General features: G+C 73.0%; 21 protein-coding genes. 9 read left to right on the forward strand and 12 right to left on the reverse strand.

Annotated elements, in window-relative coordinates:
- Positions 1 to 26: 26 nt before the first annotated feature.
- The 6 genes from DEJ51_RS35865 to DEJ51_RS24865 form a co-directional block, all read right to left on the reverse strand.
- The gene (locus DEJ51_RS35865; RefSeq protein WP_311318651.1) at positions 27 to 113 is read right to left on the reverse strand and encodes a putative leader peptide; all 87 of its coding nucleotides are present in this window, start codon (positions 111 to 113) and stop codon (positions 27 to 29) included.
- A 32-nt stretch (positions 114 to 145) separates the two neighbouring features.
- The gene (locus tag DEJ51_RS24845) at positions 146 to 1,738 is read right to left on the reverse strand and encodes an FAD-dependent oxidoreductase (RefSeq protein WP_150259833.1); all 1,593 of its coding nucleotides are present in this window, start codon (positions 1,736 to 1,738) and stop codon (positions 146 to 148) included.
- 246 nt (positions 1,739 to 1,984) lie between these two features.
- Entirely contained in the window at positions 1,985 to 2,875 is an 891-nt protein-coding gene (locus DEJ51_RS24850) for an amino acid ABC transporter permease (protein WP_150259834.1), read from the reverse strand.
- On the reverse strand, positions 2,872 to 3,546 hold the full coding sequence (locus DEJ51_RS24855; protein ID WP_150259835.1) for an amino acid ABC transporter permease: 675 nt from the start codon (positions 3,544 to 3,546) through the stop codon (positions 2,872 to 2,874). The genes DEJ51_RS24850 and DEJ51_RS24855 overlap by 4 nt, the downstream gene beginning before the upstream one ends.
- Before the next feature lie 83 nt (positions 3,547 to 3,629).
- Positions 3,630 to 4,481: a glutamate ABC transporter substrate-binding protein gene (locus DEJ51_RS24860; protein ID WP_150259836.1), complete on the reverse strand. Its 852-nt coding sequence runs from the start codon at positions 4,479 to 4,481 to the stop codon at positions 3,630 to 3,632.
- Between the two features lie 117 nt (positions 4,482 to 4,598).
- Positions 4,599 to 5,384, reverse strand: coding sequence for an amino acid ABC transporter ATP-binding protein (locus DEJ51_RS24865; protein ID WP_150259837.1), 786 nt, complete (start codon positions 5,382 to 5,384; stop codon positions 4,599 to 4,601).
- Between the two features lie 299 nt (positions 5,385 to 5,683).
- Between DEJ51_RS24865 and DEJ51_RS24870 the strand changes: the two genes are divergently transcribed.
- The gene (locus DEJ51_RS24870; RefSeq protein ID WP_150259838.1) at positions 5,684 to 6,400 is read left to right on the forward strand and encodes a response regulator transcription factor; all 717 of its coding nucleotides are present in this window, start codon (positions 5,684 to 5,686) and stop codon (positions 6,398 to 6,400) included.
- 12 nt (positions 6,401 to 6,412) lie between these two features.
- Positions 6,413 to 7,831, forward strand: a complete 1,419-nt coding sequence (locus DEJ51_RS24875; protein WP_150259839.1) for a sensor histidine kinase — start codon at positions 6,413 to 6,415, stop codon at positions 7,829 to 7,831.
- A 67-nt stretch (positions 7,832 to 7,898) separates the two neighbouring features.
- On the opposite strand, the gene DEJ51_RS24880 is transcribed toward DEJ51_RS24875, so the two are convergent.
- Positions 7,899 to 10,043, reverse strand: a complete 2,145-nt coding sequence (locus DEJ51_RS24880) for an endo-beta-N-acetylglucosaminidase (protein WP_150259840.1) — start codon at positions 10,041 to 10,043, stop codon at positions 7,899 to 7,901.
- A 163-nt stretch (positions 10,044 to 10,206) separates the two neighbouring features.
- The gene (locus DEJ51_RS24885; RefSeq protein WP_150259841.1) at positions 10,207 to 11,496 is read right to left on the reverse strand and encodes a glycoside hydrolase 5 family protein; all 1,290 of its coding nucleotides are present in this window, start codon (positions 11,494 to 11,496) and stop codon (positions 10,207 to 10,209) included.
- Between the two features lie 727 nt (positions 11,497 to 12,223).
- Between DEJ51_RS24885 and DEJ51_RS24890 the strand changes: the two genes are divergently transcribed.
- Entirely contained in the window at positions 12,224 to 13,369 is a 1,146-nt protein-coding gene (locus DEJ51_RS24890; protein ID WP_190620609.1) for a LacI family DNA-binding transcriptional regulator, read from the forward strand.
- A gap of 33 nt (positions 13,370 to 13,402) precedes the next feature.
- Positions 13,403 to 14,464 (forward strand): ROK family protein, encoded by a 1,062-nt coding sequence (locus DEJ51_RS24895; protein WP_223836213.1) that lies wholly within the window; start codon positions 13,403 to 13,405, stop codon positions 14,462 to 14,464.
- Between the two features lie 12 nt (positions 14,465 to 14,476).
- Here the strand turns inward: DEJ51_RS24895 and DEJ51_RS24900 are convergent, their stop codons facing one another.
- Both DEJ51_RS24900 and DEJ51_RS24905 read right to left on the reverse strand, forming a co-directional pair.
- A complete protein-coding gene (locus DEJ51_RS24900) occupies positions 14,477 to 15,472 on the reverse strand; it encodes a TAXI family TRAP transporter solute-binding subunit (protein ID WP_150259843.1) in 996 nt (331 codons plus the stop codon).
- 32 nt (positions 15,473 to 15,504) lie between these two features.
- The gene (locus tag DEJ51_RS24905) at positions 15,505 to 16,476 is read right to left on the reverse strand and encodes a LysR family transcriptional regulator (protein WP_150259844.1); all 972 of its coding nucleotides are present in this window, start codon (positions 16,474 to 16,476) and stop codon (positions 15,505 to 15,507) included.
- Between the two features lie 71 nt (positions 16,477 to 16,547).
- On the opposite strand from DEJ51_RS24905, the gene DEJ51_RS24910 reads away from it, so the two are divergent.
- The 3 genes from DEJ51_RS24910 to DEJ51_RS24920 are packed head-to-tail and all read left to right on the forward strand — an operon-like array spanning position 16,548 to position 19,525.
- On the forward strand, positions 16,548 to 17,243 hold the full coding sequence (locus DEJ51_RS24910; protein ID WP_150259845.1) for a maleylpyruvate isomerase family mycothiol-dependent enzyme: 696 nt from the start codon (positions 16,548 to 16,550) through the stop codon (positions 17,241 to 17,243).
- Positions 17,240 to 18,763 carry a tRNA (N6-isopentenyl adenosine(37)-C2)-methylthiotransferase MiaB gene (miaB, locus tag DEJ51_RS24915; RefSeq protein ID WP_150259846.1) on the forward strand — a complete coding sequence of 508 codons (1,524 nt, stop codon included), beginning with the start codon at positions 17,240 to 17,242 and terminating at the stop codon, positions 18,761 to 18,763. The genes DEJ51_RS24910 and miaB overlap by 4 nt, the downstream gene beginning before the upstream one ends.
- Positions 18,764 to 18,802: 39 nt before the next feature.
- Positions 18,803 to 19,525: a hypothetical protein gene (locus DEJ51_RS24920; protein WP_150259847.1), complete on the forward strand. Its 723-nt coding sequence runs from the start codon at positions 18,803 to 18,805 to the stop codon at positions 19,523 to 19,525.
- A 94-nt stretch (positions 19,526 to 19,619) separates the two neighbouring features.
- Here DEJ51_RS24920 and DEJ51_RS24925 read toward each other — a convergent pair whose 3' ends face one another.
- Positions 19,620 to 19,865: an antitoxin gene (locus tag DEJ51_RS24925; protein WP_150259848.1), complete on the reverse strand. Its 246-nt coding sequence runs from the start codon at positions 19,863 to 19,865 to the stop codon at positions 19,620 to 19,622.
- A gap of 23 nt (positions 19,866 to 19,888) precedes the next feature.
- Complete coding sequence (locus DEJ51_RS24930) at positions 19,889 to 20,056, reverse strand: gliding motility protein (RefSeq protein WP_223835952.1); 168 nt, start codon at positions 20,054 to 20,056, stop codon at positions 19,889 to 19,891.
- A gap of 227 nt (positions 20,057 to 20,283) precedes the next feature.
- Between DEJ51_RS24930 and miaA the strand changes: the two genes are divergently transcribed.
- Together miaA and DEJ51_RS24940 are read left to right on the forward strand one after the other, a co-directional pair.
- Positions 20,284 to 21,222 (forward strand): tRNA (adenosine(37)-N6)-dimethylallyltransferase MiaA, encoded by a 939-nt coding sequence (gene miaA / locus DEJ51_RS24935; RefSeq protein WP_150259850.1) that lies wholly within the window; start codon positions 20,284 to 20,286, stop codon positions 21,220 to 21,222.
- 126 nt (positions 21,223 to 21,348) lie between these two features.
- The gene (locus DEJ51_RS24940; RefSeq protein ID WP_411757348.1) at positions 21,349 to 21,867 is read left to right on the forward strand and encodes a hypothetical protein; all 519 of its coding nucleotides are present in this window, start codon (positions 21,349 to 21,351) and stop codon (positions 21,865 to 21,867) included.

The following is a 21,867-nucleotide window of genomic DNA, read 5'->3' on the forward strand; positions in this document are numbered from 1 at the left end:
ACGGGGCGCGCGGAGGAAAGGGCGAATCAGCAGGAAGGGCGACACACGCAGCCCGCGTAGCGGAGCAGGTCCATATGGACCCTCCGCCACAGGCGTACGTCGTTGCCGGTCATTCCGCGAGTGAACCACGGAGTCCCGGAAACGGTCAATCGATCACCGCGGTCGGTGTCGGCGCCGGTGCCGGTGTCGTCGCGGGCGCCGGTACCCGGGACGCGGGCAGGCCGGCCCGTACCGTGTCCGCCGCCTCGTACAGCTCCGCCGGGCGGACCCCCGCGAAGGTCGCCGCGAGGTGCCCGTCAGGCCGCACCAGCAGCACGGTGTGCGCCGGAGCCCCCGGGTAGCTGTCCGCGACCAGCAGGTCGGTGCGGACCGGGAGGGCGCTGACCGCCGCCGCGAGACGGGGCATCAGACCGGCACCGAGCCAGTGCCGCCGGTCCCAGACTCCGGTGCCGGGAGCCACCAGGACCACCAGGAGTCGGCCCTGCCCGAGCAGGTCCCGCAGCGGCACGGTCGCCCCGTCGGGGGCGGTCACCGGGACGTTCGCCACCGGGCCGCCCGGCTCCGTGGCCGTCGGCACCTCCCGGACGGCGACCGGCGGGGCGTAGGTGGGTTCCGCGCCCAGCGGCCCGCGCCCCAGGTGGCCGTCGGTGAGCAGGGACTGGGCGGAGCGCGCGGCGCCGGGGAGGTAGGTGCGCAGGCCGCCCCCGGCCCGCAGCGACGGCATCGCCTGGTCGGCCGCGCGCAGCCGGGAGGCGACCGCGGTGCGCCGTTCGCCCTCGTAGCTGTCGAGCAGGGCCTCGGAGGCCCCGTGGTGCCAGGCCAGGGAGAGCTTCCACGCCAGGTTCTCGGCGTCCCGGAGCCCCTCCTCCACGCCCTGGGTGCCGAGTGCGCCGAGCAGGTGGGCGGCGTCTCCGGCGAGGAACGCGCGGCCGTCGCGCCAGCGGCGGGCGAGGCGGTGGTGCAGGGTGTGGACCCCGGTGTCGATGAGGTCGTACGGGGGTGTCGTCCCGCCGCACCACCCCGCGAGCGTGTCGCGGATCAGGGTCACCAGCGCGTCGGGGGTCACGAGCTCCCCGTGGGGCGGGAGCAGCCAGTCCAGCCGCCACACCCCGTCGGGCAGTGGCCGCGAGGTGACCTCCTGCGGCGGGCTGCGGTGCAGCAAGGCCTCGCCGGGCCAGGGCAGTTCGGTGCGCAGCGCGGCCACGGCGTGCCGCTCCACGGCGGTGCTGCCGGGGAAGCGGATGCCGAGCAGCTTGCGCACGGTGGAGCGGGCGCCGTCGCAGCCGACCAGATGACTCCCGCGCCACCAGGTGGTCTCGGCGCCCCGGGTGTGCGCGGTGACGCCCCGGCCGTCCTGCTCCAAGGCGTCCAGTTTGCTGTCGGTGACCAGCTGGACGAGCGGGTGGGCCGTGGCGGCGTCGCGCAGTCCGCGCGTCAGCGCGTGCTGCGGCACGTGCAGCGGCGCCGGGTGGTCCTCGAAGGTGATCCGCCGGTCGGGACGGCTCCGGCGCATCGTGCGCCAGGCGGCGAAGTACGCCCCCTCGTCGCGCAGCGTCGTACAGCCCAGCCGGTGCGCCATGGCCGCCGTTTCGGCGTGCAGGACGACGGTACGGGCCGGGCGGACGTCCTCCTTGCCGGGCCCCTCGTCGAGCACGACGGAGGGCACGCCCGCACCCGCCAGGGCGAGCGACAGGGACAGCCCGACGGGTCCCGCGCCGACGACGATCACCGGGTCCATGGCGCGGCTCCCGATGTCCGGTATGTGATCACAGAACGTATGCAACCCACTGTAGGTGCCCGCGTCAAGTGACACCGGTCGGCCGGTCGGTATCCGCTGGGAAGAGGGAGGAGGAGCCGGTCGGCGGACCGATCGGCCGGTACAACGCGGTGTGGTGCGGCGGATGAGTTCCGCCGCACCACACAGGCTACGCAATACGACTGGCCGTACGCCGGCCGGCAAGGGCTTCCCGGATCGGGGGGACCGTCAGATCCCGCCCGAGTTCGCGCCGGTGGCCATGTCGTTGACATCGTTCACGCCGACCACCGCTCCGGTGCTCTTCTTCGACTTCCGCAGCCGGCCTTCCAGCAGGGAGGCGGACGAGGTGAGGGCGAAGTTCACGGCGATGTAGATCAGCGCGATCACGACGAGGGTCGGGATGGTGTTGCTGTAGTTGGCCGAGATCTGCCGGTTCGCCGAGAGCAGTTCCGCGAAGCCCAGCAGGGCGCCGCCGATCGCGGTGTCCTTGAGGATCACCACGAGCTGGCTGACCAGGGCCGGCAGCATCGCCGTCACGGCCTGCGGGATCAGCACGTAGAGCATCGTCTGGCCCTTGCGCATGCCGATCGCCTTGGCCGCGTCGGACTGGCCGTGGGGCAGGGACTGCACGCCCGCCCGGACGATCTCGGCGATGACGGCCGAGTTGTAGAGGACCAGGCCCGTGACCACGGCCCAGAAGGGCCGGGTGTCGGAGGGCACGTCCAGGAACCGCGGCGCCATCAGCGCGTTGCCGAACAGCATCAGCATCAGCACCGGGATGGCACGGAAGAACTCCACCCACGCGCCGACCGGCCCCCGCACCCACGCGTGGTCCGACAGCCGGCCGATGCCCAGCAGCGCACCGAGCGGCAGGGCGATCAGCATGGACAGGGCGCCGGCCTTGAGCGTCTCCAGCAGGCCCGGCAGCAGGTACGTGGTCCACACCTGGCTGTCGGTGACGAACGGCGTCCACTTGTCGGCGTCGAGCTGGCCCTTCTCGCCCATGAGGGACAGCGCCCACCACATGACGAGGCCGAACAGCACGACGAAGATCCCGCTGTAGATCCAGTTGCGCACCTTGGCCTTGGGGCCGGGGGTGTCGTACAGCACGGAGCTCATCGCTTCACCGCCACTCGCTTGGCGACCCAGCCCAGCAGAAGACCGGTGGGCAGGGTCAGAAGGACGAAACCGAGGGCGAAGACCGCGAAGACCGCGAAGAGCGCCTGCGGCTCGTTCTCGAGCATTTCCTTCATCAGCAGGGCCGCCTCGGCCACGCCGATGGCCGCCGCCACCGTGGTGTTCTTGGTGAGCGCGATCAGTACGTTGGCGAGCGGTGCGACGACCGCCCGGAAAGCCTGGGGGAGCACGATCAGGGTGAGCACCTGGAAGAAGCTCAGTCCCAGCGCGCGGGCCGCCTCGGCCTGGCCGACGGGCACGGTGTTGATGCCGGAGCGCAGGGCCTCGCAGACGAAGGTGCCGGTGTAGGCGATGAATCCGAGGACCGCGAGCCGGAAGCCGATCTCCTTGAACGTGCTGCCGCCCAGGGCGATGCCGAGGGTCTGGTTGAGTCCCAGCGAGCAGCCGATGATCAGCAACGTCAGCGGTGTGTTGCGCACCAGGTTGACGTAGGCGGTGCCGAAGCCCCGCAGCAGCGGGACCGGGCTGACCCGCATCCCGGCCAGGGCGGTACCCCAGATCAGGGATCCGGCCGCCGAGTAGAGGGTGAGCTGAACCGTCACCCAGAAGGCTCCGAGCACGTCGTACTGCCCGGAATCAAGAAAATCGAACACGATGCCCTGCGCTCTCCCCAGGATGGCCGGTGAGGTGCGCCGCCGCCCGCGGCAGGCGGGCGGCGACGCTCCTCACCGATGAATCAGCTGCCTTCGGTGATCTGCGGGGCAGGCTCGCTCTTGAAGTTGGCCGGACCGAGGTTCTTGTCCACGGCCTTCTGCCAGCTGCCGTCCTCGACCATCTTCTTCAGCGCGGCGTTGATCTTGGTCTGGAGCTCCTTGTCGCCCTTCTTCAGACCGATGCCGTAGTTCTCGTTGCTCAGGCTCAGCCCGACCAGCTTGAACTTGCCCTTGTTCTTCTCCTGCGCCGCGTAGCCCGCCAGGATCGAGTTGTCCGTGGTCAGGGCGTCGACGGCCTTGTTCTCCAGGCCGGTGAGGCACTCGGAGTAGCCACCCTGCTCCAGCAGGTCGGCCTCGGGGGCCAGCTTGGTCTTGACGTTCTGCGCCGACGTGGAGCCGGTGACCGAGCAGAGCTTCTTCTTGTTCAGGTCCTCGGCCTTGGTGATGCTCGTGTCGTCGGCGCGGACCAGCAGGTCCTGGTGCGCGAGGAAGTACGGGCCGGCGAAGTCGACCTTCTCCTTGCGCTTGTCGTTGATCGAGTACGTCGCGACGACGAACTTCACGTCACCGTTCGAGATCAGGTTCTCGCGCTCGGCGCTGGGGGCCTGCTTGAACTCGATCTGGTCGGGCTGGTAGCCGAGCTCCTTGGCGACGTACGTCGCGACGTCCACGTCGAAGCCGGTGAACTTGCCGTCCGGGGTCTTCAGACCCAGACCGGGCTGGTCGTACTTGATGCCGACGACGAGCTTGTCCTTGGCGCCACCGGACGCACCACCGTCACTGGCGGCGTCCTGCTTGCTGCCGCCACAGGCGGTCGCGGTCAGGGAAAGGGCGACGGCGATGGCCGCGGCCGCAGCGGCCTTGGAGATCTTCATGATGAACTTCCCTCGGATGAGACGTTGTTGAACGACGAGCGAGGCTTACGGCGCCCACGCGGCCGACAGGAACGATCCGGCGGCGATCCGCATACGGATGACTACCAGACGCGATCCTCAGTGGTGCAGGATCTTCGACAGGAAGTCCTTCGCCCGATCACTGCGCGGGTTGCTGAAGAACTGCTCGGGGGTGGCCTCTTCGACGATCTTTCCGTCGGCCATGAAGACGACCCGGTTGGCCGCCGAGCGGGCGAAGCCCATCTCGTGCGTGACGACCACCATGGTCATCCCCTCGCGGGCGAGCTGCTGCATGACCTCCAGCACCTCGTTGATCATCTCCGGGTCCAGCGCCGAGGTCGGCTCGTCGAAGAGCATCACCTTCGGCTCCATGGCCAGCGCCCGGGCGATCGCCACGCGCTGCTGCTGACCACCGGAGAGCTGCGCCGGGTACTTGTCCGCCTGGGTGCCGACACCCACCCGCTCCAGCAGGGACAGCGCCTTCTCGCGTGCCGCGGCCTGGTCGGTCTTGCGGACCTTCAGCTGGCCCAGCATGACGTTCTGCAGCACCGTCTTGTGTGCGAAGAGGTTGAACGACTGGAACACCATGCCGACGTCGGCCCGCAGACGGGCCAGTTCCCTGCCCTCGGAGGGCAGTTCCTTGCCGTCGAGCGTGATGGTGCCCGAGTCGATGGTTTCCAGCCGGTTGATGGTCCTGCACAGCGTGGACTTGCCCGATCCCGAGGGACCGATCACCACGACCACCTCACCGCGGGCAATGCTCAGATCGATGTCCTGAAGCACGTGCAGCGCGCCGAAGTGCTTGTTGACGTTGCTCAGTACGACCAGGTCGTCTGCGGCACCGGCCGCGTCCTGCACGTCCTTGGTCACTGATACTCCGCTCATCGGCTTCTTGCTCCGTCCTCCTCGGTTGGGAGGACAGTAGTGACGTGACGCGCACAACGTCATCACATCTGAGCGAGAATTGAGGATAACGATCCGGCCTCTTCCGGATACGCTCCGTGCGCGTCACCGGCCTGGTCGATCATGCCCGCGTACCGGGTGCATAACGGAAGGCGCGCCGCGGCGGGACCCCCTTGACGTGGGACTCCGCATCGGCGTGGATGCATGGTGGCCCTTCGTGCGGCCCCGCGTGTGACCATGCGTGGTGGAGCCAGAGCGAGAGAAGAGGAGAGGGGGACGACATGAGACTGCTGCTCGTCGAGGACGACGATCACGTCGCGGCAGCCCTGTCCGCGATCCTCGCCCGCCACGGCTTCCAGGTCACCCACGCCCGCAACGGTGAGGAGGCCCTGCAGGCACTCCTCCTCGCAGGCGCCCCGGCCTGCCCGCAGCCCTACGGCGTGATCCTGCTCGACCTCGGTCTGCCCGACCAGGACGGCTACGAGGTGTGCGGCAAGATCCGCAAGCGCACCGCCACACCTGTGATCATGGTGACCGCCCGGGCCGACGTGCGCTCCCGCATCCACGGACTCAACATGGGCGCCGACGACTACGTCGTCAAGCCCTACGACACCGGCGAGCTCCTCGCCCGGATCCACGCCGTCGCCCGGCGCACCGGCGCCGCCGAGGAGGCCTCCGCCCCCGGCACCGGCGCGCCCGCCACGGTCCGCCTCGGCCCCGTCAGCATCGAGCTGCCCACCCGCCGGGTCAGCGTGGACGGCGCCGACGTGCCCCTCACCCGCAAGGAGTTCGACCTGCTGGCCCTGCTCGCGCAGCGGCCGGGCGTCGTCTTCCGCCGCGAGCAGATCATCAGCGAGGTGTGGCGCACCAGCTGGGAGGGGACCGGGCGCACCCTGGAGGTCCACGTCGCCTCGCTGCGCTCCAAGCTGCGCATGCCCGCCCTCATCGAGACCGTCCGAGGGGTGGGCTACCGGCTCGTCGCCCCGGCCGCTCCCTAGGGGCCCTCCGCCGTGCGTGCCCGTCTGCTCCCGCTGCTCGTCATCCTGATGGCGGGCACGCTGCTCGCCCTCGGCTTCCCGCTCGCGGTGAGCCTGGCCGCCGGCCAGCAGCAGCGGGTGGTGGTCGACCGGATCGACGACAGCGCCCGCTTCGCCGCCCTCGCACAGTTCTTCATCGACGCCGAGGGCTCGGGGGCCACCGGGGCCGACGAGCGCCGGGACGCCCTCGGGCTCGAACTCGCCCGCTACCAGTCCCTGTACGGAATCCGCGTCGGTGTCTTCCGCCGTGACTACAACGCCCTGGCCCGGTCCCCGGGCTGGTGGCAGCTCCCGGAATCGGGCGAGGGCCGCCGGGCCTTCTCGGAGGCGCTGGCCGGCCGGCGCAGCCATGATCCCCCGCAGGTGTGGCCCTGGCAGACCGACGGCAAACTCCTCGTCGTCTCCCCGGTCGTCCTCGACGGCGACGTGGTCGCGGTCGTCGCCACCGAATCACCGACCGACCAGATGCGCGCCCGGATCCTGAGGGGCTGGCTGCTGATCGCCGGCGGGCTCGCCGCCGCCATGCTCGTCGCCTTCGGCGCCGCCCTCAAGCTCACCAGCTGGGTGCTCAAGCCCGTCCGGACCCTGGACGCGGCCGCCCACGGCATCGCCACCGGACGGATGAACTCGCGCGTCGCCGCCGCCGGCGGGCCCCCGGAACTCCAACGCCTGGCCCACTCCTTCAACGAGATGGCCGACAACGTCGAAGAGGTCCTCGAACAGCAGCGCGCGTTCGTCGCCGACGCCTCCCACCAGCTGCGCAACCCGCTCGCGGCGCTCCTCCTGCGGATCGAGCTGCTCGCCCTCGAACTGCCCGAGGGGAACGAGGAGATCGCCTCCGTGCGCACCGAGGGCAAGCGCCTGACCCAGGTCCTCGACGACCTGCTGGACCTGGCGCTGGCCGAGCACGCCTCCGCCGAGATCAGCCTCACCGACATCGGGGCCCTGACCGCGGAGCGGGTCGCCGCATGGCGCCCCTACGCCGAGGAGAAGGGCGTGCGCCTCACCGGGACGGGCCGGACCGCCGTCACCGGCTGGGCCGACCCCATCGCCCTGTCCAGCGCGCTCGACGCGGTCATCGACAACGCCCTCAAGTTCACCCCCACGGGCGAGGAGGTCGAGGTCTCCGTCTCCACCGAGGGGCGCTCCGTCCGCGTGGTCGTCGCCGACCGGGGCCCCGGCCTCACCGAGGACGAGCTGCTCCGCGTCGGCGACCGGTTCTGGCGCAGCGGCCGCCACCAGAACGTCAAGGGCTCCGGGCTCGGCCTGTCGATCTCCCGTGCGCTGCTCGCCGCGGGCGGCGGGTCCCTCTCCTACGAGAAGAACCCGCCGCACGGGCTGCGGGTGACGGTGGCCGTCCCGCGCACCGCCCCCCAGGGCGCGGCGGGCTAGTCCGTCCCTTGCGGATCCTGCCGGGCGGGACGGCCCCGTCCGACTCTTCCCCTGTGGCTGCCGCCGGTTACCAGGGCAGCGTGACGCGGGCCGGCTCGGACACCGTGTACAGCTCGTCGACGGCCCGCACCTCGAAGGCCGCCGCCCGCTCCCGTCCGGCGCGCGGGACGGCGGGCAGGTACAGGGCGGTGCCGCAAGTGCCCCCGAGGAAGCGCCGCGTACCGTCGGGCAGGATCCGCCACACCTCGTGGTGGCGCGGCCGGCCGCCGGGACCGTCCGCCGCCCGCCAGGACAGGCGCAGCCAGGCCCGGCCGTCCTGCCGGGCCGAGGCGTCCACGACCGGTGCCGCGGGCGGTGCCGGGCGCCGGGTGCGGGGCTCGTCGTGTACCGACACGGCGCCGATCCGCCACACCACCGGCGTCTTCCCGGGCGCGGTGATCCGTACGGCCAGGCCGTACGCGGTGCTGCCCGCCAGTGCCGCCAGCCCGGCCCGCGTCGTGCGCCAGCCCTGCCCGCTGTGCCGGGTCCGGCCCGCCAGCCAGGTGTACGGGACGGGCTCACCGGGGCCCGACGGCTCGCGGACGGCCACGCCGAGCTCCACCGCGACCGGCTCCGCCGAGCCCGTGGCGTGCACCAGCTCCAGGACCGACCCGCGGGTCAGCGGCAGCCGCGTGGAGTGCAGTCCGATGATCACGGGTGCGGTCGGAGCGCCCTCGACCAGCAGGCTGGAGCCGCCGCGCCAGGCGTCCGCGAAGTCCAGCGTGACCGAGGGGCGCACCCCGGCGGTGTCCACCGCCCAGCGGCGGCCGGGGAGCCGGTCCTGGAGCCCGAGGTGGTTCCACGGCGTGTCCGAGACGACCCTGCCGCCCTCGTACCAGCGCAGCCCGTGCCCGGTGTTGAAGGAGCAGGCGAACGGGAGGGCGGTGACGGTGGACCGGTCGGCGACGACCGTGGCGGGGGCCCGCCAGCGGGTGCCGGGCGCGGGGTGGGCCGGGTCCAGCGACTCGCCCGTCCAGAACCGGTCGTCGGCGCGGTGGAAGGTTCCGGGGGAGCGGTCGCCGAGGTGGTTGCGGGTCCACTCGGGCCGGTAGAAGCCGTAGCTGACGACGTGGTCCCGGCCGCGCGGGACGATCGCGTCCCAGTCGACGGCGGAGTCCCAGCCGTGGGACTCGGTGTCCACGGCGGCCCACAGCTCGTGGCGGGAGCGGCCGAGGCGGTCGGCGAGCGCGCCCGAGGCGGCCAGGGTGTCCGGGGTCCAGCGGAAGTCCACGAACATCGTGTCCGAGACCTTCCCGGACCGGTCCTCGAAGAACTCCTGGTTGAGCGGGTTGAGGGCGCCCTGCCAGCCCACCCGCCCGGTGGTGTTCATGGCGTCGTACCAGGTGGTGCGCAGGCCGTGGGGCTCGCCGGCCGCCCGCAGGGCGCGCAGGAACTCCCGCATCCGGGTGGCGAGCGCACTGTCTCCGCCGTCGGTCTCGGCGTTCACGAACCAGCCGTCGAAGCCGTGGGTCCGCGCCACCTGGACGAGCTTGTCGGCGATCGGGAAGCGGCCGAGGGAGTCCCGTTGCACCAGGTCGCGGGTCCACCGCAGGTCGCCGCCGTAGGCGACGGGCGGCAGGAACACGTTGCCCAGCACCCGGACCCCGTTGCGGTGGGCGGCGTCGACCACGGGCGCGTTCGGCGCGAGCACGATGCCCTCGCCGGCGGAGCCGCCCCAGAAGACGAGCTCGTCGATGTACGCCCAGTGCGTGAGCGCGTAGTGGTCGGCGGTCGATGAGCCCTGGGAAGGGTTCCCGGCCGTGGGCCCGAAGGAGACCAGCGAGGAGACGCGGGCCTGGCCGACGCGGGCGTCCCGGTTCGCGGGGACCGGGGTGAATCGTTCCGCCAGAGGCACGGTCGAGGTGTTGTGGGCCAGATCGGGATCGCTCTCGGGGGTCCACCGGCTGAGCGAGCGCCACACGATCCCGGGGCCGGGGGTTCCTGACGGGAGGGAGTCCGGGAACCAGTACGAGGCGTACGGGGCCAGGTCGGCCGGTGCCGCGGCGGGCGCCGCTGCCGGTAAGGGCGCGGGCGCGGCGTCGGCCCGGGCGCGGCCCGCCAGGCCCAGCACCGCGGCGGCCCCGGCCCCGGTGGCCAGCACCCTGCGCCGGGTCGGCCGTAGCGCGGCGGCGGGCGGCGTACGGGGATCGGTGCCGTTGTCGGTCTCGGGCATGCGGGGCTCCTCACGAGGGGATCGGGGGATCGGGGGAACGCTCGGTCCGGTCCGGTCCGGTCCGGTCCGGTCTGGTCCGGTCTGGTCCGGACCGGTCTGGTCCGGTCCGGTGGGTCAGGCCGGGTCGGGCCGGATCGGTCAGCCCGGGTCGGCTCGGGCCGGGTCAGGTCACGTCGCGCACGTGCAGTACCTCGGTGATGCCGCGGGCGGCCAGATGCGCGGCGTCCGCGGCGCGCTCCGCGAGCACCACCGCCGGGCGCACCCCCTGGGCCGTCAGCGAGACCCAGGCCTCGAAGAACGCGCCGCCCGGCGCGCACACCGAACGCCCCGGAGGCCCTGCCGCCGTGCCTGCGCCGGGGCACACGGCCTCGCCCGCGTCCCCACCGACGTCCACGGCGAGCGCGGTGGACCGCGGGGCCGGGCGGTGCGCGCGGCCCCGCCACCGCGCCGCGATCCGGGCGATGGCGGCGCCCGCCGGCTTGGTCCGGCGGTCGTTGGTGAGCAGGCCGAGGCCGTACTCCAGCTCCGGGAAGTCCGCGAGATCCCGGGACACGTCGTGTGAACACCACCAGGTCACGCCCCACACGTCCGGGCAGTCCAGGGCGTTCGCGACGGTGGCCTCGGTGAACCGCGCCGCGTGCTCCGGCGGGATAAGCGGCGCCGGGGCCCCGACCTCCTGGAGCCACACGGGGCGGTGCGGGTCCAGGGCCCAGGCCTTGGAGAGCTCGATCAGGTACGCGGCGTGGTGCTCGGTCGCCGTCCCGCCCCGGCCGTGCCGCTGCGCGGTGCCGTTGAACACCCAGGAGTGCACCGCGGTGGCCCGGCCCAGCCGGGCCGCGTGGGCCGGGGTGAAGGGGTGCCCGTCCTGGTACCAGGCCGCGTCGTACTCGGCATGCAGGTGCAGCCGCCCCGGGGCCCCCTCCTCGCAGGCGGCGAGCATCCGCTCCAGCCAGCGGGCCGCCTGGTCCGGGGTGATCCGGTCGGGGTCGGGGTGCGGGGCGCCGGAGAACTGGTTGATCTCGTTGCCGACCGTCATGCCCAGGAAGTTCGGCCGGTCGGCGAGGGCCGAGGCGAGCGTGCGCAGGTACTCCTCCTGCCCGGCGACCACGTCCGGGTCGGTGAAGATGCTGCGCCGGTGCCAGGTCCGGGTCCAGGCGGGCAGGAAGTCGAAGCTCGACAAGTGGCCTTGCAGGCCGTCCACGTTGACGTCGAGCCCGCGCTCGGCCGCCGCGTCGGCGAGCGCCACGAGCTGCTCGACGGCGCGCGGCCGGATCAGCGCCCGGTTCGGCTGGAAGACCGGCCACAGCGGGAACACGCGGATGTGGTCCAGCCCGAGCGCGGCGATCGAGTCGAGGTCGGCCCGCACCTCGTCGGGATCGAAGTCCAGCCAGTGGTGGAACCAGCCGCGGGCCGGCGTGTAGTTGGCGCCGAAGCGGAGCGCGTCATCGGGCACGGGGCGTCCTGGAGTCCTCGGGGAATTCACCGGATGCGGCACAACCTGCCGGTGCGGGTGGGGAAAGTCAACAGGGCCTCCGAGTCGGGCACTTATGCGCTTCAGTCCAGTTGACACAAGGGTTCTGGGCGGAAGACCCTGTGGAAACTAATGCGCTTTAGTTGTCAGCGGGCCGCAAGGACGTGCGTGGAAATGTGCAGCGGTATTTTCGGTCACGGCGGTCACGGCGGTCACGGCGGTCACGGCGGCCTCGGCCCGGTGGTCGTCGCTGCGGCGTGGCCGGCCGCACTCCGGGGCCGCGGCCGCGACCCCACCGGCGTCGGGGACCCGCCGGCCCGGGTGCACGCCGGGTGGGCGGGAAAACACGCCCGGGCCGTTACCGCCTCGGGCCGCCTGGAGGCCGCCGGGCCGCCGGCCGGGGTGGGCGGGCGCGAAGCCTCGTACGCGCAGCGCACGGGCGGGATCCCGGTCGGTGGCACGCACGCCCGGCGGTGCGGGGCGCACGGCCGCGGGGCTCCGGGCGGGACGTGGCCGTCGACGGCCCGTGCGTTGCGGTGGACGGCGTGGCCGAGGGGGAGTTCGAGCCGCTGCCGCCGCTCGATTCCTCTCCCGGAGCCCACAGGATCGTCATGAAATCGGCCTGTCAGGGCAGGATCGCGTACGGTCCGGCCATTGCCGTCCGTATTCCGCCACGTGTGACGCACCCGAAGGACGAATGAGGCAGGCCATGGCCCGCAGACCCACGATCAAGGACATCGCCCGGCAGGCCGGAGTGTCGGAGAGCGCCGTCTCCTTCGCGCTCAACGACCGGCCGGGCGTCTCGCAGGACACCCGGGCCCGGATCCGGCGGGTCGCCGAGGAACTCGGCTGGCAGCCCAACAGTGCGGCCCGGGCCCTGTCCGGCGAACGCTCCGGCGCCGTCGGGCTGGTCCTCGCCCGGCCCGCGCACACGCTCGGCGTCGAGTCCTTCTTCCTCCAGCTCGTCTCCGGAATCCAGGAGGTCCTCTCCGCCGCCCGGACCGCCCTGCTGTTCCAGGTCGTCGAGGACATCGACGCCGAATGCGCGGTCTACCGCCGCTGGTGGGCCGAGCGACGGGTGGACGGCGTCCTCGTCGTCGACCCGCGTACGAGCGACCCGCGACCGGCGCTCCTGGAGGCACTGGCCCTGCCCGCGGTCACCATCGGCGAGGCCCTGCCACCCGGCGGCGCCGACGGAGGCGCGCCCGCCGGGCCCGGGGACCGGGGAGGCGCTTGCGCGGCCCCCTCCTTGGCCCCCTCCTCGGCTCCTTCCCCGGCTCCTTCCGGGGTTGCTTCCTCGGCCCCGTCCTCGGTCCGGGCCGACGACGCCGGCGCCATGGCGCAGGTCCTGGAGCACCTGTACGGGCTGGGCCACCGGCGGATCGTGCACGTCGCGGGGCTTCCCGGGCTCGCCCACACCGTCCGCCGGATGGAGTCGCTCCGGGACGAGGCCGCACGTCGCGGACTCGGCCCGGACCAGGTGCGCTCGGTGGTCACCGACTACTCCGACGCCGAGGGCGCGGCCGCCACCCGGCGGGTCCTCGCCGAGCCGGACCCGCCCACGGCGCTCGTCTACGACAACGACGTGATGGCCGTCGCCGGGAGCGCGGTCGCCGCCGGGCTGGGCATCCCCGTCCCGGGCCGGCTCTCGATCGTGGCCTGGGACGACTCCGCGCTCTGCCGGGTCACCCACCCCCGGCTCACCGCTCTCGTCCGGGACACCGCCGGCTTCGGCCGACTGGCCGCCGAGGAGCTCCTGGCCGTCCTCGCGGGCAGCCCGCCCGGGGTGCGGATCAGCGAGCGGCCGAGGCTGGAACCGCGTGAGAGTACGGCGCCGCCCCCGGCGCATACTTAATCCTGAAACCTTCCTGGAGCCGCCACCGTGATCATTCCCAGCGCCCCGTTCCCCGCACCGCGGGCCACCGCAGCGGCCTCCGGACCGACCGTGGCGATCGACATCGGCGGGACGAAGATCGCCGGTGCGCTGGTGCACCCCGACGGCACGATGACGGCCACGACCCGACGCCCGACCCCACGCGGGGCCGATGCCGACAGTGTCATGGAGGCGGTCGCCCAGGTCGTCGCCGACCTCTCCGAGTCGCCGCTGTGGACCGCGGCGGTCCGCTGCGGGATCGGCAGTGCCGGCCCGGTGGACACCTCCCGGGGCACGGTCAGCCCGGTCAACATCGGGGCCTGGAGGGACTTCCCGGTCCAGGAGCGGGTCGCGGCGGAACTCGCCGCGCGCGGGGCCGACCTGCCGACCGTGCTGGCCGGAGACGGGGTGGCGATGACCGCCGCCGAGCACTGGCTGGGCGCGGCCCGTGGCCACGCGAACGCCCTGTGCATGGTGGTCTCCACGGGCGTGGGCGGCGGCCTGATCCTGAACAACCAGCTCCACCCCGGCCCCACCGGCAACGCAGGGCACATCGGCCACATCAGCGTGGCCTTCGACGGTGAACCGTGCGCGTGCGGCGGCCACGGGTGCGTCGAGTCGATCGCCTCCGGGACGGCGATCGCCCGCTGGGCCCTGGAACAGGGCTGGACCCCGGCGGGTACGGACGCAACGGCCGGCGCGGCCGGAACAACCCCGGGTCTGCACGGCGCGGGCGGTGGCGGGCGTGATGCCACGGCAGCGGGCGTGGCCGTCGCCGCCGCCGGAGGCGATCCGATCGCCCTGGCCGCCTTCGACCGGGCGGGCCGCGCCCTGGCCGCCGCCATCGCGGCCACCGCGACCCTCGTGGAGACGGACATCGCGGTCATCGGCGGGGGAGTGGCCGCCGCGGGCGACACCCTCTTCGCCCCGATCCGCAGCCACCTCGCGTCCTACGCCACGCTCTCGTTCGTCAAGGACATCCAGGTGGTGCCGGCGATGCTGGGCACCCATGCGGGCCTGATCGGCGCGGCCGCGGCGGCGACCATGCTGCTGCCTTCGCCGCCGTCCTCCTCGTGAGCCGCGGGACCCTCAGGGTTTGACGGACCGGTAGTACCGGCGCGCGCCCTCGTGCAGGTCCAGCGGGTCGGTGTAGATCGCCGTGCGCAGGTCCACGAGCTGCGCCGCGTGCACCTGGCGCCCGACGAGGTCGCGGCTGAGGATCACCGTCCGCGTCAGCTGCTCGGTGAGCCGGGGGTCGGACGCCGCCGTGGTCACCAGCAGGTTCGGCACGGCAAGGGTCGACACCGAGCTGGTGTTGCGCGCCCGCGCGTAGGCGTCCTGCGGCATCACTGCCGTCCGGTAGTAGCGCGCCGGACTGCCGCTCTCCTGCAGCTGTTCCACCAGGTCGCCGAGTTGCACGAGCCGGATGTCGAAGCGCTCCGACAGTTCGCGCACCGCGTTCGTCGGCAGACCGCCGGACCAGAAGAACGCGTCGAGCCGCCCGGCTTCCAGCTCGTCCGGCATGGTGTCGATGCCGATGGACACCGAGGTGATGTCGAGCACCGGGTCGATCTTGGCCGCCTTCAGCAGCCGCTCCGCGACCAGCCGTACGCCGGAGCCCGGCTGTCCGATCGCGACACGCTTGCCGCGCAGGTCACGGGCCGACTGCACCGGTGAGTCGGCCGGGACCACCAGCTGCACGTAGTCGTCGTAGAGCCGGGCGACCCCGCGCAGCCGGTCCGCGCCGGGCTTCTTGTCGAGCTGGTACTTGGCGACCGCGTCCGCCGTCGCCACGGTGAAGTCCGCCTCGCCGGTGGCCAGCCGCTTCAGGTTCTCCTGCGACCCCTCGCTGGTCTCCAGCCGTACGTCCATCCCGGGCATGTCCCGGCCGATCGCCTGCTCCAGGAGCTGGCCGTACCGGTGGTAGACCCCGGTCCGCGCGCCCGTGCTGAAGGTCAGCTCGCCCTGCAGTTCCGGCTCCCCGAAGGGCTTCAGCCACCACGTCAGGACGCCGAGCACGGCGAGTACGGCCACCAGGACCCGCAGGGCGTGGCGCCTGCTGATCCGGGGCGGTACGAGAGGCATGGCCGCGATCCTGCCACCCGTCCGCCGTCCTGTCACGGCGCGGGTCGTCCGGGGGCTCCCGAGCGGAGCCTCGCCAGCAGCTTGCGCGCGGCCGGTCCGGGCGGTCCGTCCGTGCGCCAGGCCAGCGCGACCCGCCCGGACAGCCCCGGCTCGGTGATCCGCAGCGCGCGCAGTCCACCGCTGTCGCCGACGCCACTCCCGCTTCCGCCGTCGCCGGACCGTGCCCCGGCCCCGGCTCCCGACTCCGCTCCGGACGGCACCACCGCCACTCCCAGGCCGCGCGCGGCCAGCCGGACCAGCACGGCGGGTGCCGCCGCCTCGAAGTCCACCCGGGGTGCGAAGCCCGCCTGAGCGCACGCCCGCTCCAGCACCCCGCGCAGCCCGGTCCCGCGCGGCAGGCTGATCAGGGACCGCCCGCGCAGCGCCGTCAGCGGGATCCCGCCGTTCACGGCGGCCGCCATCAGCGGATCGTCCGCCCGTACCGCGGCGACCAGGGGCTCGTCGAGCATCACCTGGCAGGAGACGCCCGCAGGCGGCTCCCCCGCGAGGCCGACCACCGCCAGGTCCAGCTCCCCGCGCAGCAGCGCGGCCAGCATCCGCTCCGAGATGTCCTCGCAGAGCGCGATCTCCACCCCCGGGTGCTCGTCGTGGAAGTCCCCGAGCGCCTCCACCACATCGAACCCGTCCACCACCGCACCGGCCGCCCCCGGGACCAGCCCGAGGGTCACCCGCCCGCGCAGCAGGCCGGAGAACTCCTCGGCCGTCCGCCGCACACCCTCCACCGCCGCCAGCGCGGCCCGCGCGTACGAGAGCACCGCCCGGCCCGCCTCCGTCGGGGTCACCCGCCGGCCCGACCGGTCGAGCAGCCGCTGCCCGAGCTCGCGCTCCAGCTGCGCGACCTGCGAGCTCACCCCGGGTTGTGACACGTGCAGCCGGGCCCCGGCACGCGTGAAGCCGCCCTCTTCCACGACGGCCACGAAATAGCGCAGCTGAGCCAGCTCCATAACCATGGATTCTAGATCGCAGAAGAACCAAGACTTGGACTTATGCACAGGGCTGCCTCGACCCTGAAGCCATGAACCAGTCGACGCCCCGCCCCCCGGCCCGTTCCACCTCCTCCTCTCCCGCCACCGTGAGCCGCGCAGCGATCGCCGCGGCCGTCGCCGCCGAACGCCGCGAGCTGGCCGACGTACTGGACGGCCTCACCCCGGACCAGTGGGACTCCCCGTCGCTCTGCGCGGGCTGGAGCGTCCGCGAGGTCGCCGCCCACATGTCGCTCGGCTTCCGCACCACCGTCCCCGGCTTCGCCGCCGAACTTCTGCGGGCCCGCGGCAGCCTGCACCGGATGACCGACCGCACGGCCCGCCGCGACGCCGCCGCCTTCACCGCGCGCGAGCTCGCCGCGCTGCTCCGTGAGAACGCCGGCCACCCCTGGAAACCGCCTGCCGCCGGCCCGACCGGAGCCCTCGCCCACGACGTGGTCCACGGCCTCGACATCACCGTCGCCCTCGGCCACCCGCGCCGCGTCCCCGAGGACCGGCTGCGGCTCCTCCTCGACGCCGTCACCCCCCGGTCCCTGCGGTTCTTCGGCGCGGACCTCACCGGCCTCCAGCTGCGCGCGCAGGACCTGGACTGGACCCACGGCGAGGGAACTCCCGTGTACGGGGAAGCCCAGGACCTGCTGCTCGTCCTCTTCGGCCGCCGCCTTCCCCCGGGTCGGCTGAACGGGGGACCGGAAGGCCACCGGGTACCGCCTACCCTTGTTGCATGACCAGCAGCGACCGGAGCCAGGCAGTGGACGTGAAGCGAAGCTACGAGGTGCGCACCTACGGGTGCCAGATGAACGTGCACGACTCGGAGCGGCTCTCCGGTCTGCTGGAGGACGCCGGCTACGTCCGGGCGCCCGAGGGCGCCGACGGCGACGCCGACGTCGTGGTCTTCAACACCTGCGCGGTCCGCGAGAACGCCGACAACAAGCTGTACGGCAACCTCGGCCGGCTGGCCCCGATGAAGACGAAGCGCCCCGGCATGCAGATCGCCGTCGGCGGCTGCCTCGCGCAGAAGGACCGCGACACGATCGTCAAGCGGGCCCCCTGGGTCGACGTCGTCTTCGGTACGCACAACATCGGCAAGCTGCCCGTGCTGCTGGAGCGCGCCCGCATCCAGGAGGAGGCGCAGGTCGAGATCGCCGAGTCGCTGGAGGCCTTCCCCTCCACGCTCCCGACCCGCCGCGAGTCCGCGTACGCCGCCTGGGTCTCGATCTCCGTCGGCTGCAACAACACCTGCACCTTCTGCATCGTCCCGGCCCTGCGCGGCAAGGAGGAGGACCGCCGCCCCGGCGACATCCTCGCCGAGGTGGAGGCCCTGGTCGCCGAAGGCGTCTCGGAGATCACCCTGCTCGGCCAGAACGTGAACGCGTACGGCTCGGACCTGGGCGACCGCGAGGCCTTCTCCAAGCTGCTGCGCGCCTGCGGCCAGATCGAGGGCCTGGAGCGGGTCCGCTTCACCTCCCCGCACCCGCGCGACTTCACGGACGACGTGATCGCTGCGATGGCCGAGACCCCGAACGTGATGCCGCAGCTGCACATGCCGATGCAGTCCGGATCGGACACGATCCTGCGGGCGATGCGCCGCTCGTACCGGCAGGAGCGCTTCCTCGGCATCATCGAGAAGGTCCGCGCCGCCATCCCGCACGCCGCGATCTCCACCGACATCATCGTGGGCTTCCCCGGTGAGACGGAGGAGGACTTCCAGCAGACGATGCACGCGGTGCGCGAGGCCCGCTTCGCGAACGCCTTCACCTTCCAGTACTCCAAGCGCCCCGGGACCCCGGCGGCCGACATGGACGGGCAGATCCCCAAGGAGGTCGTCCAGGAGCGGTACATGCGCCTGGTCGCCCTCCAGGAGGAGATCTCCTGGGACGAGAACAAGAAGCAGGTCGGCCGCACCCTGGAGGTCATGGTCGCGGAGGGCGAGGGCCGCAAGGACGGCGCCACGCACCGCCTCTCCGGCCGTGCCCCCGACAACCGCCTGGTCCACTTCACGAAGCCGGAGGAGGACGTCCGTCCCGGTGACGTGGTCACCGTGGACATCACCTACGCGGCCCCGCACCACCTGCTGGCCGAGGGCCCGACGCTGACGGTGCGCCGGACCCGCGCGGGCGACGCCTGGGAGAAGCGCAACGCCGCTCCCGCGCAGCCGGCGGGCGTCATGCTCGGGATCCCGAAGCTGGGCGTCCCGGCGCCCCTGCCGGCCGTCACCTCCGGCTGCTCGGTGCCCACCTCCTCCTGAGCGGCACGCGGTTCCGCGCCTGCGGCTAGGCTGCGGATCATGCTCGTAGCCGCTGCCGTCTGTCCCGCCCCGCCGCTGCTCGTGCCGGAGGTCGCCGCGGGGGCCGCCGCCGAACTCGGCGCGGTCCGCACCGCCTGCTCCGACGCGCTGGCGGTGCTCACCGCGTCCCGGCCCGACCTGCTGGTCGTGGTCGGGGCCGCCGCCGAGGGCGGCGCATACGACCAGGGCACCCCCGGCGGCTTCGCCGGGTTCGGGGTGGACCTGACCGTCACCCTGGGCCCCGGCCTGGGCGAACCCCCGAGCGGCCATGCCACCGGGACCTCACTCCCGGCCTCCCTGGCGGTGGGCGGCTGGCTGCTCGGCCAGGCCGGCTGGGCGGCCGCCCCGGTCGCCGGGGTGGCCGTCGCCACGGACCTCCCCCCGAGCGGCTGCGGCCTGCTCGGAGCGGATCTGGGAGGTTCCGCCGAACGCGTGGCCATGTTGGTCCTCGGGGACGGCAGCGCCTGCCGCACGCTCAAGGCCCCGGGCTACCTCGACGAGCGCGCCGCCGCCTTCGACGCCGCCGCCGGGCGCGCCCTGGGCACCGCCGACGTGGCCGCGCTGGCCGGGATCGACGCCGCTCTCGCGGCCGAACTCCAGGCCGCCGGACGGGCCCCCTGGCAGGTGCTGGCGGCCGCCGCGGAGGGCGCACGGCTGGAAGGGCGCCTGCTGTACGAGGACGCGCCCTACGGCGTGGGGTACTTCGTCGCCGCCTGGTCCTAGCGGCGCACGGGCCCGCGGGGCCGCCCCGGGAACGGCGAAGGGGCGCGGGACCGGCAGCTGCCGGTCCCGCGCCCCTTCGCCGTTCCCGGCCGTGTCAGGAGGCGGGCGGCGGCGTCGGCCCGCCGGGGGTGTCCTTGTGCGCGATCTTCCCCAGGGCGTCCTTCGCCTTGCCCGTCCCGCTCGTGATCTGGCCGCTGTACTTGCCCTTGGTCTTGGAGTCCACGGCCTTGGCCACCTTGTCCAGACCCTCGCCGATCCGGCCCTCGTGCTGCTGCGCGAGGCCGCCGACCTTGTCCTTCGCCGGAGCGAGCTTGGCCTTCAGATTGTCCAGCAGGCCCATGGGTCACCTTCCGTTGGCGGTCACTACGTGCGGGCGCCCTCGCCGGTCTCGCTGTCCGCGGCCACCGGGGCCGCCAGCTGCTTCGGAATCTCCACGACTCCCGCCTCCGGAGACTTCTCGGCAGCAGGCTCGGCCTCCTCGGCCGCACCGGACTCCGCCGTCAGGTCCTCCGCCGCGACCTCCGTGGTCACAACCGCGTCCTTACGACGAAAAAACCGATCAAAAACGCCCATGTCTACTCCCGTAACGTTACGCGTGTGAGTGGAGTTCCGCGTCGGCCGAACCGGCCTGCGCCGGGCGTACGCAGGGCGCATGCCCGGCCGGAACCTCGCCAGGGCAACGACCCCGTCCCCACCCCGTCACGTAACTCGATCGGGTACATGGCCACGCCTTGACCAGGGGCTGAGAGACTGGAGCGGTGAGGAAAGCAGCCCCCGCCCCGCGGGTCATCGCCGTCGTAGGTCCCACCGCGGCAGGAAAGTCCGACCTGGGCGTAGCCCTGGCCCGCCGTTTCGACGGCGAAGTCGTCAACGCCGACTCCATGCAGCTGTACCGGGGGATGGACATCGGTACCGCCAAACTGACGACCGAGGAGCGCGGCGGTGTCCCGCACCACCTCCTCGACATCTGGGACGTCACCGACACCGCCAACGTCGCGGACTACCAGCGGCTGGCCCGCCTGGAGATCGACAAACTGCTTGCCGAGGGCCGCACCCCCGTCCTCGTCGGCGGATCCGGCCTGTACGTCCGCGGGGCCCTGGACGTGATGGAGTTCCCCGGCACCGACCCCGAGGTGCGGGCCCGGCTGGAGGAAGAGCTCACGCTCCGTGGCCCCGGAGCCCTGCACGCCCGCCTCGCCGCCGCCGACCCGGCCGCCGCGCAGGCCATCCTGCCCAGCAACGGCCGCCGCATCGTCCGCGCGCTCGAAGTGATCGAGATCACCGGCCGCCCCTTCACCGCCAACCTGCCCGGCCACGACTCCGTCTACGACACCGTGCAGATCGGCGTCGACGTGGCCCGCCCGGAGCTCGACGAGCGGATCGCCCTGCGGGTCGACCGGATGTGGGAGGACGGGCTGGTGGACGAGGTCCGTGCGCTGGAGGCCCGCGGGCTGCGCGACGGAATCACCGCCTCCAGGGCCCTTGGCTACCAGCAGGTGCTGGCCGCGCTCGCCGGTGAGTGCACCGAGGACGAGGCCCGGGCCGAGACCGTCCGGGCGACCAAGCGGTTCGCCCGCCGCCAGGACTCCTGGTTCCGCCGTGACCCGCGCGTGCACTGGCTCAGCGGGGCCGCCGCCGACCGGGGGGAACTCCCCGGGCTCGCGCAGTCGTTGGTCGAACGAGCGGTCACAGCCTGATCACGTGATGGCATCGGGACGCCTCACGCGCCAGTAGTGGGGCCGGGGGCGTGCCATCATCAAACTCCGGCGGGTGCGATCACCTGCGATGAACGGCGGCGTACTGAGTCCGAGTGGGGAGGGCGCGTGGCGATGGAGGCCGGCCCTCGCGACACCGGGCAGGACGACACCCGGAGGGAAGCGGACCCGATGCTTCTGGACGGGACGGACGGGCCTGCGGGACTCGGGCTGCCCGCTGATCCGGCGCGACTGACCCCGGACGGCCCGGACACCGCCGACTCGGCCGAGGCGGAGGCCGCCGCCGGGCCCGAGTTCGAGGTCGAACTGCGCCCGCAGCGCCGCCTGCGCCTGTGGCAGATCGCCCCCATCGCGATGCTCGCCGCCACCGGTTCGCTGATGTTCGCCTTCCCGCTCGCCTTCGAGTTCGGCGACGGCGGTGCCGTGGTCGCCATGCTCGGCTTCCTGATCAGCTGCTGCGCCGGAGGCTGGGGAATGATGGCCGCCCGACGGGTCGGCTACACATGGCCCGGTCTCCCGGCCCGGGGGAGCGGCCGCCGCCCCGACTGGCGCATGGCCGCGCTGTACGCCGTCGTCGCGCTGGCCGTCGTAGGACTCGCCGTGTACCGGGTCGCCCGGCTCCGCTGA

Origin of the sequence: Streptomyces venezuelae, assembly GCF_008642275.1 — a bacterium.
Lineage (GTDB): Bacteria > Actinomycetota > Actinomycetes > Streptomycetales > Streptomycetaceae > Streptomyces > Streptomyces venezuelae_E.

What these genes read in the sequence shown, in the direction of transcription:
- DEJ51_RS35865 (WP_311318651.1), bottom strand. Translation starts at nt 113, where the DNA reads ATGACCGGCAACGACGTACGCCTGTGGCGGAGGGTCCATATGGACCTG.
- DEJ51_RS24845 (WP_150259833.1), bottom strand. Translation starts at nt 1,738, where the DNA reads ATGGACCCGGTGATCGTCGTCGGCGCGGGACCCGTCGGGCTGTCCCTG.
- DEJ51_RS24850 (WP_150259834.1), bottom strand. Translation starts at nt 2,875, where the DNA reads ATGAGCTCCGTGCTGTACGACACCCCCGGCCCCAAGGCCAAGGTGCGC.
- DEJ51_RS24860 (WP_150259836.1), bottom strand. Translation starts at nt 4,481, where the DNA reads ATGAAGATCTCCAAGGCCGCTGCGGCCGCGGCCATCGCCGTCGCCCTT.
- DEJ51_RS24865 (WP_150259837.1), bottom strand. Translation starts at nt 5,384, where the DNA reads ATGAGCGGAGTATCAGTGACCAAGGACGTGCAGGACGCGGCCGGTGCC.
- DEJ51_RS24870 (WP_150259838.1), top strand. Translation starts at nt 5,684, where the DNA reads ATGAGACTGCTGCTCGTCGAGGACGACGATCACGTCGCGGCAGCCCTG.
- DEJ51_RS24880 (WP_150259840.1), bottom strand. Translation starts at nt 10,043, where the DNA reads ATGCCCGAGACCGACAACGGCACCGATCCCCGTACGCCGCCCGCCGCC.
- DEJ51_RS24890 (WP_190620609.1), top strand. Translation starts at nt 12,224, where the DNA reads ATGGCCCGCAGACCCACGATCAAGGACATCGCCCGGCAGGCCGGAGTG.
- DEJ51_RS24900 (WP_150259843.1), bottom strand. Translation starts at nt 15,472, where the DNA reads ATGCCTCTCGTACCGCCCCGGATCAGCAGGCGCCACGCCCTGCGGGTC.
- DEJ51_RS24905 (WP_150259844.1), bottom strand. Translation starts at nt 16,476, where the DNA reads ATGGAGCTGGCTCAGCTGCGCTATTTCGTGGCCGTCGTGGAAGAGGGC.
- DEJ51_RS24910 (WP_150259845.1), top strand. Translation starts at nt 16,548, where the DNA reads ATGAACCAGTCGACGCCCCGCCCCCCGGCCCGTTCCACCTCCTCCTCT.
- miaB (WP_150259846.1), top strand. Translation starts at nt 17,240, where the DNA reads ATGACCAGCAGCGACCGGAGCCAGGCAGTGGACGTGAAGCGAAGCTAC.
- DEJ51_RS24920 (WP_150259847.1), top strand. Translation starts at nt 18,803, where the DNA reads ATGCTCGTAGCCGCTGCCGTCTGTCCCGCCCCGCCGCTGCTCGTGCCG.
- DEJ51_RS24925 (WP_150259848.1), bottom strand. Translation starts at nt 19,865, where the DNA reads ATGGGCCTGCTGGACAATCTGAAGGCCAAGCTCGCTCCGGCGAAGGAC.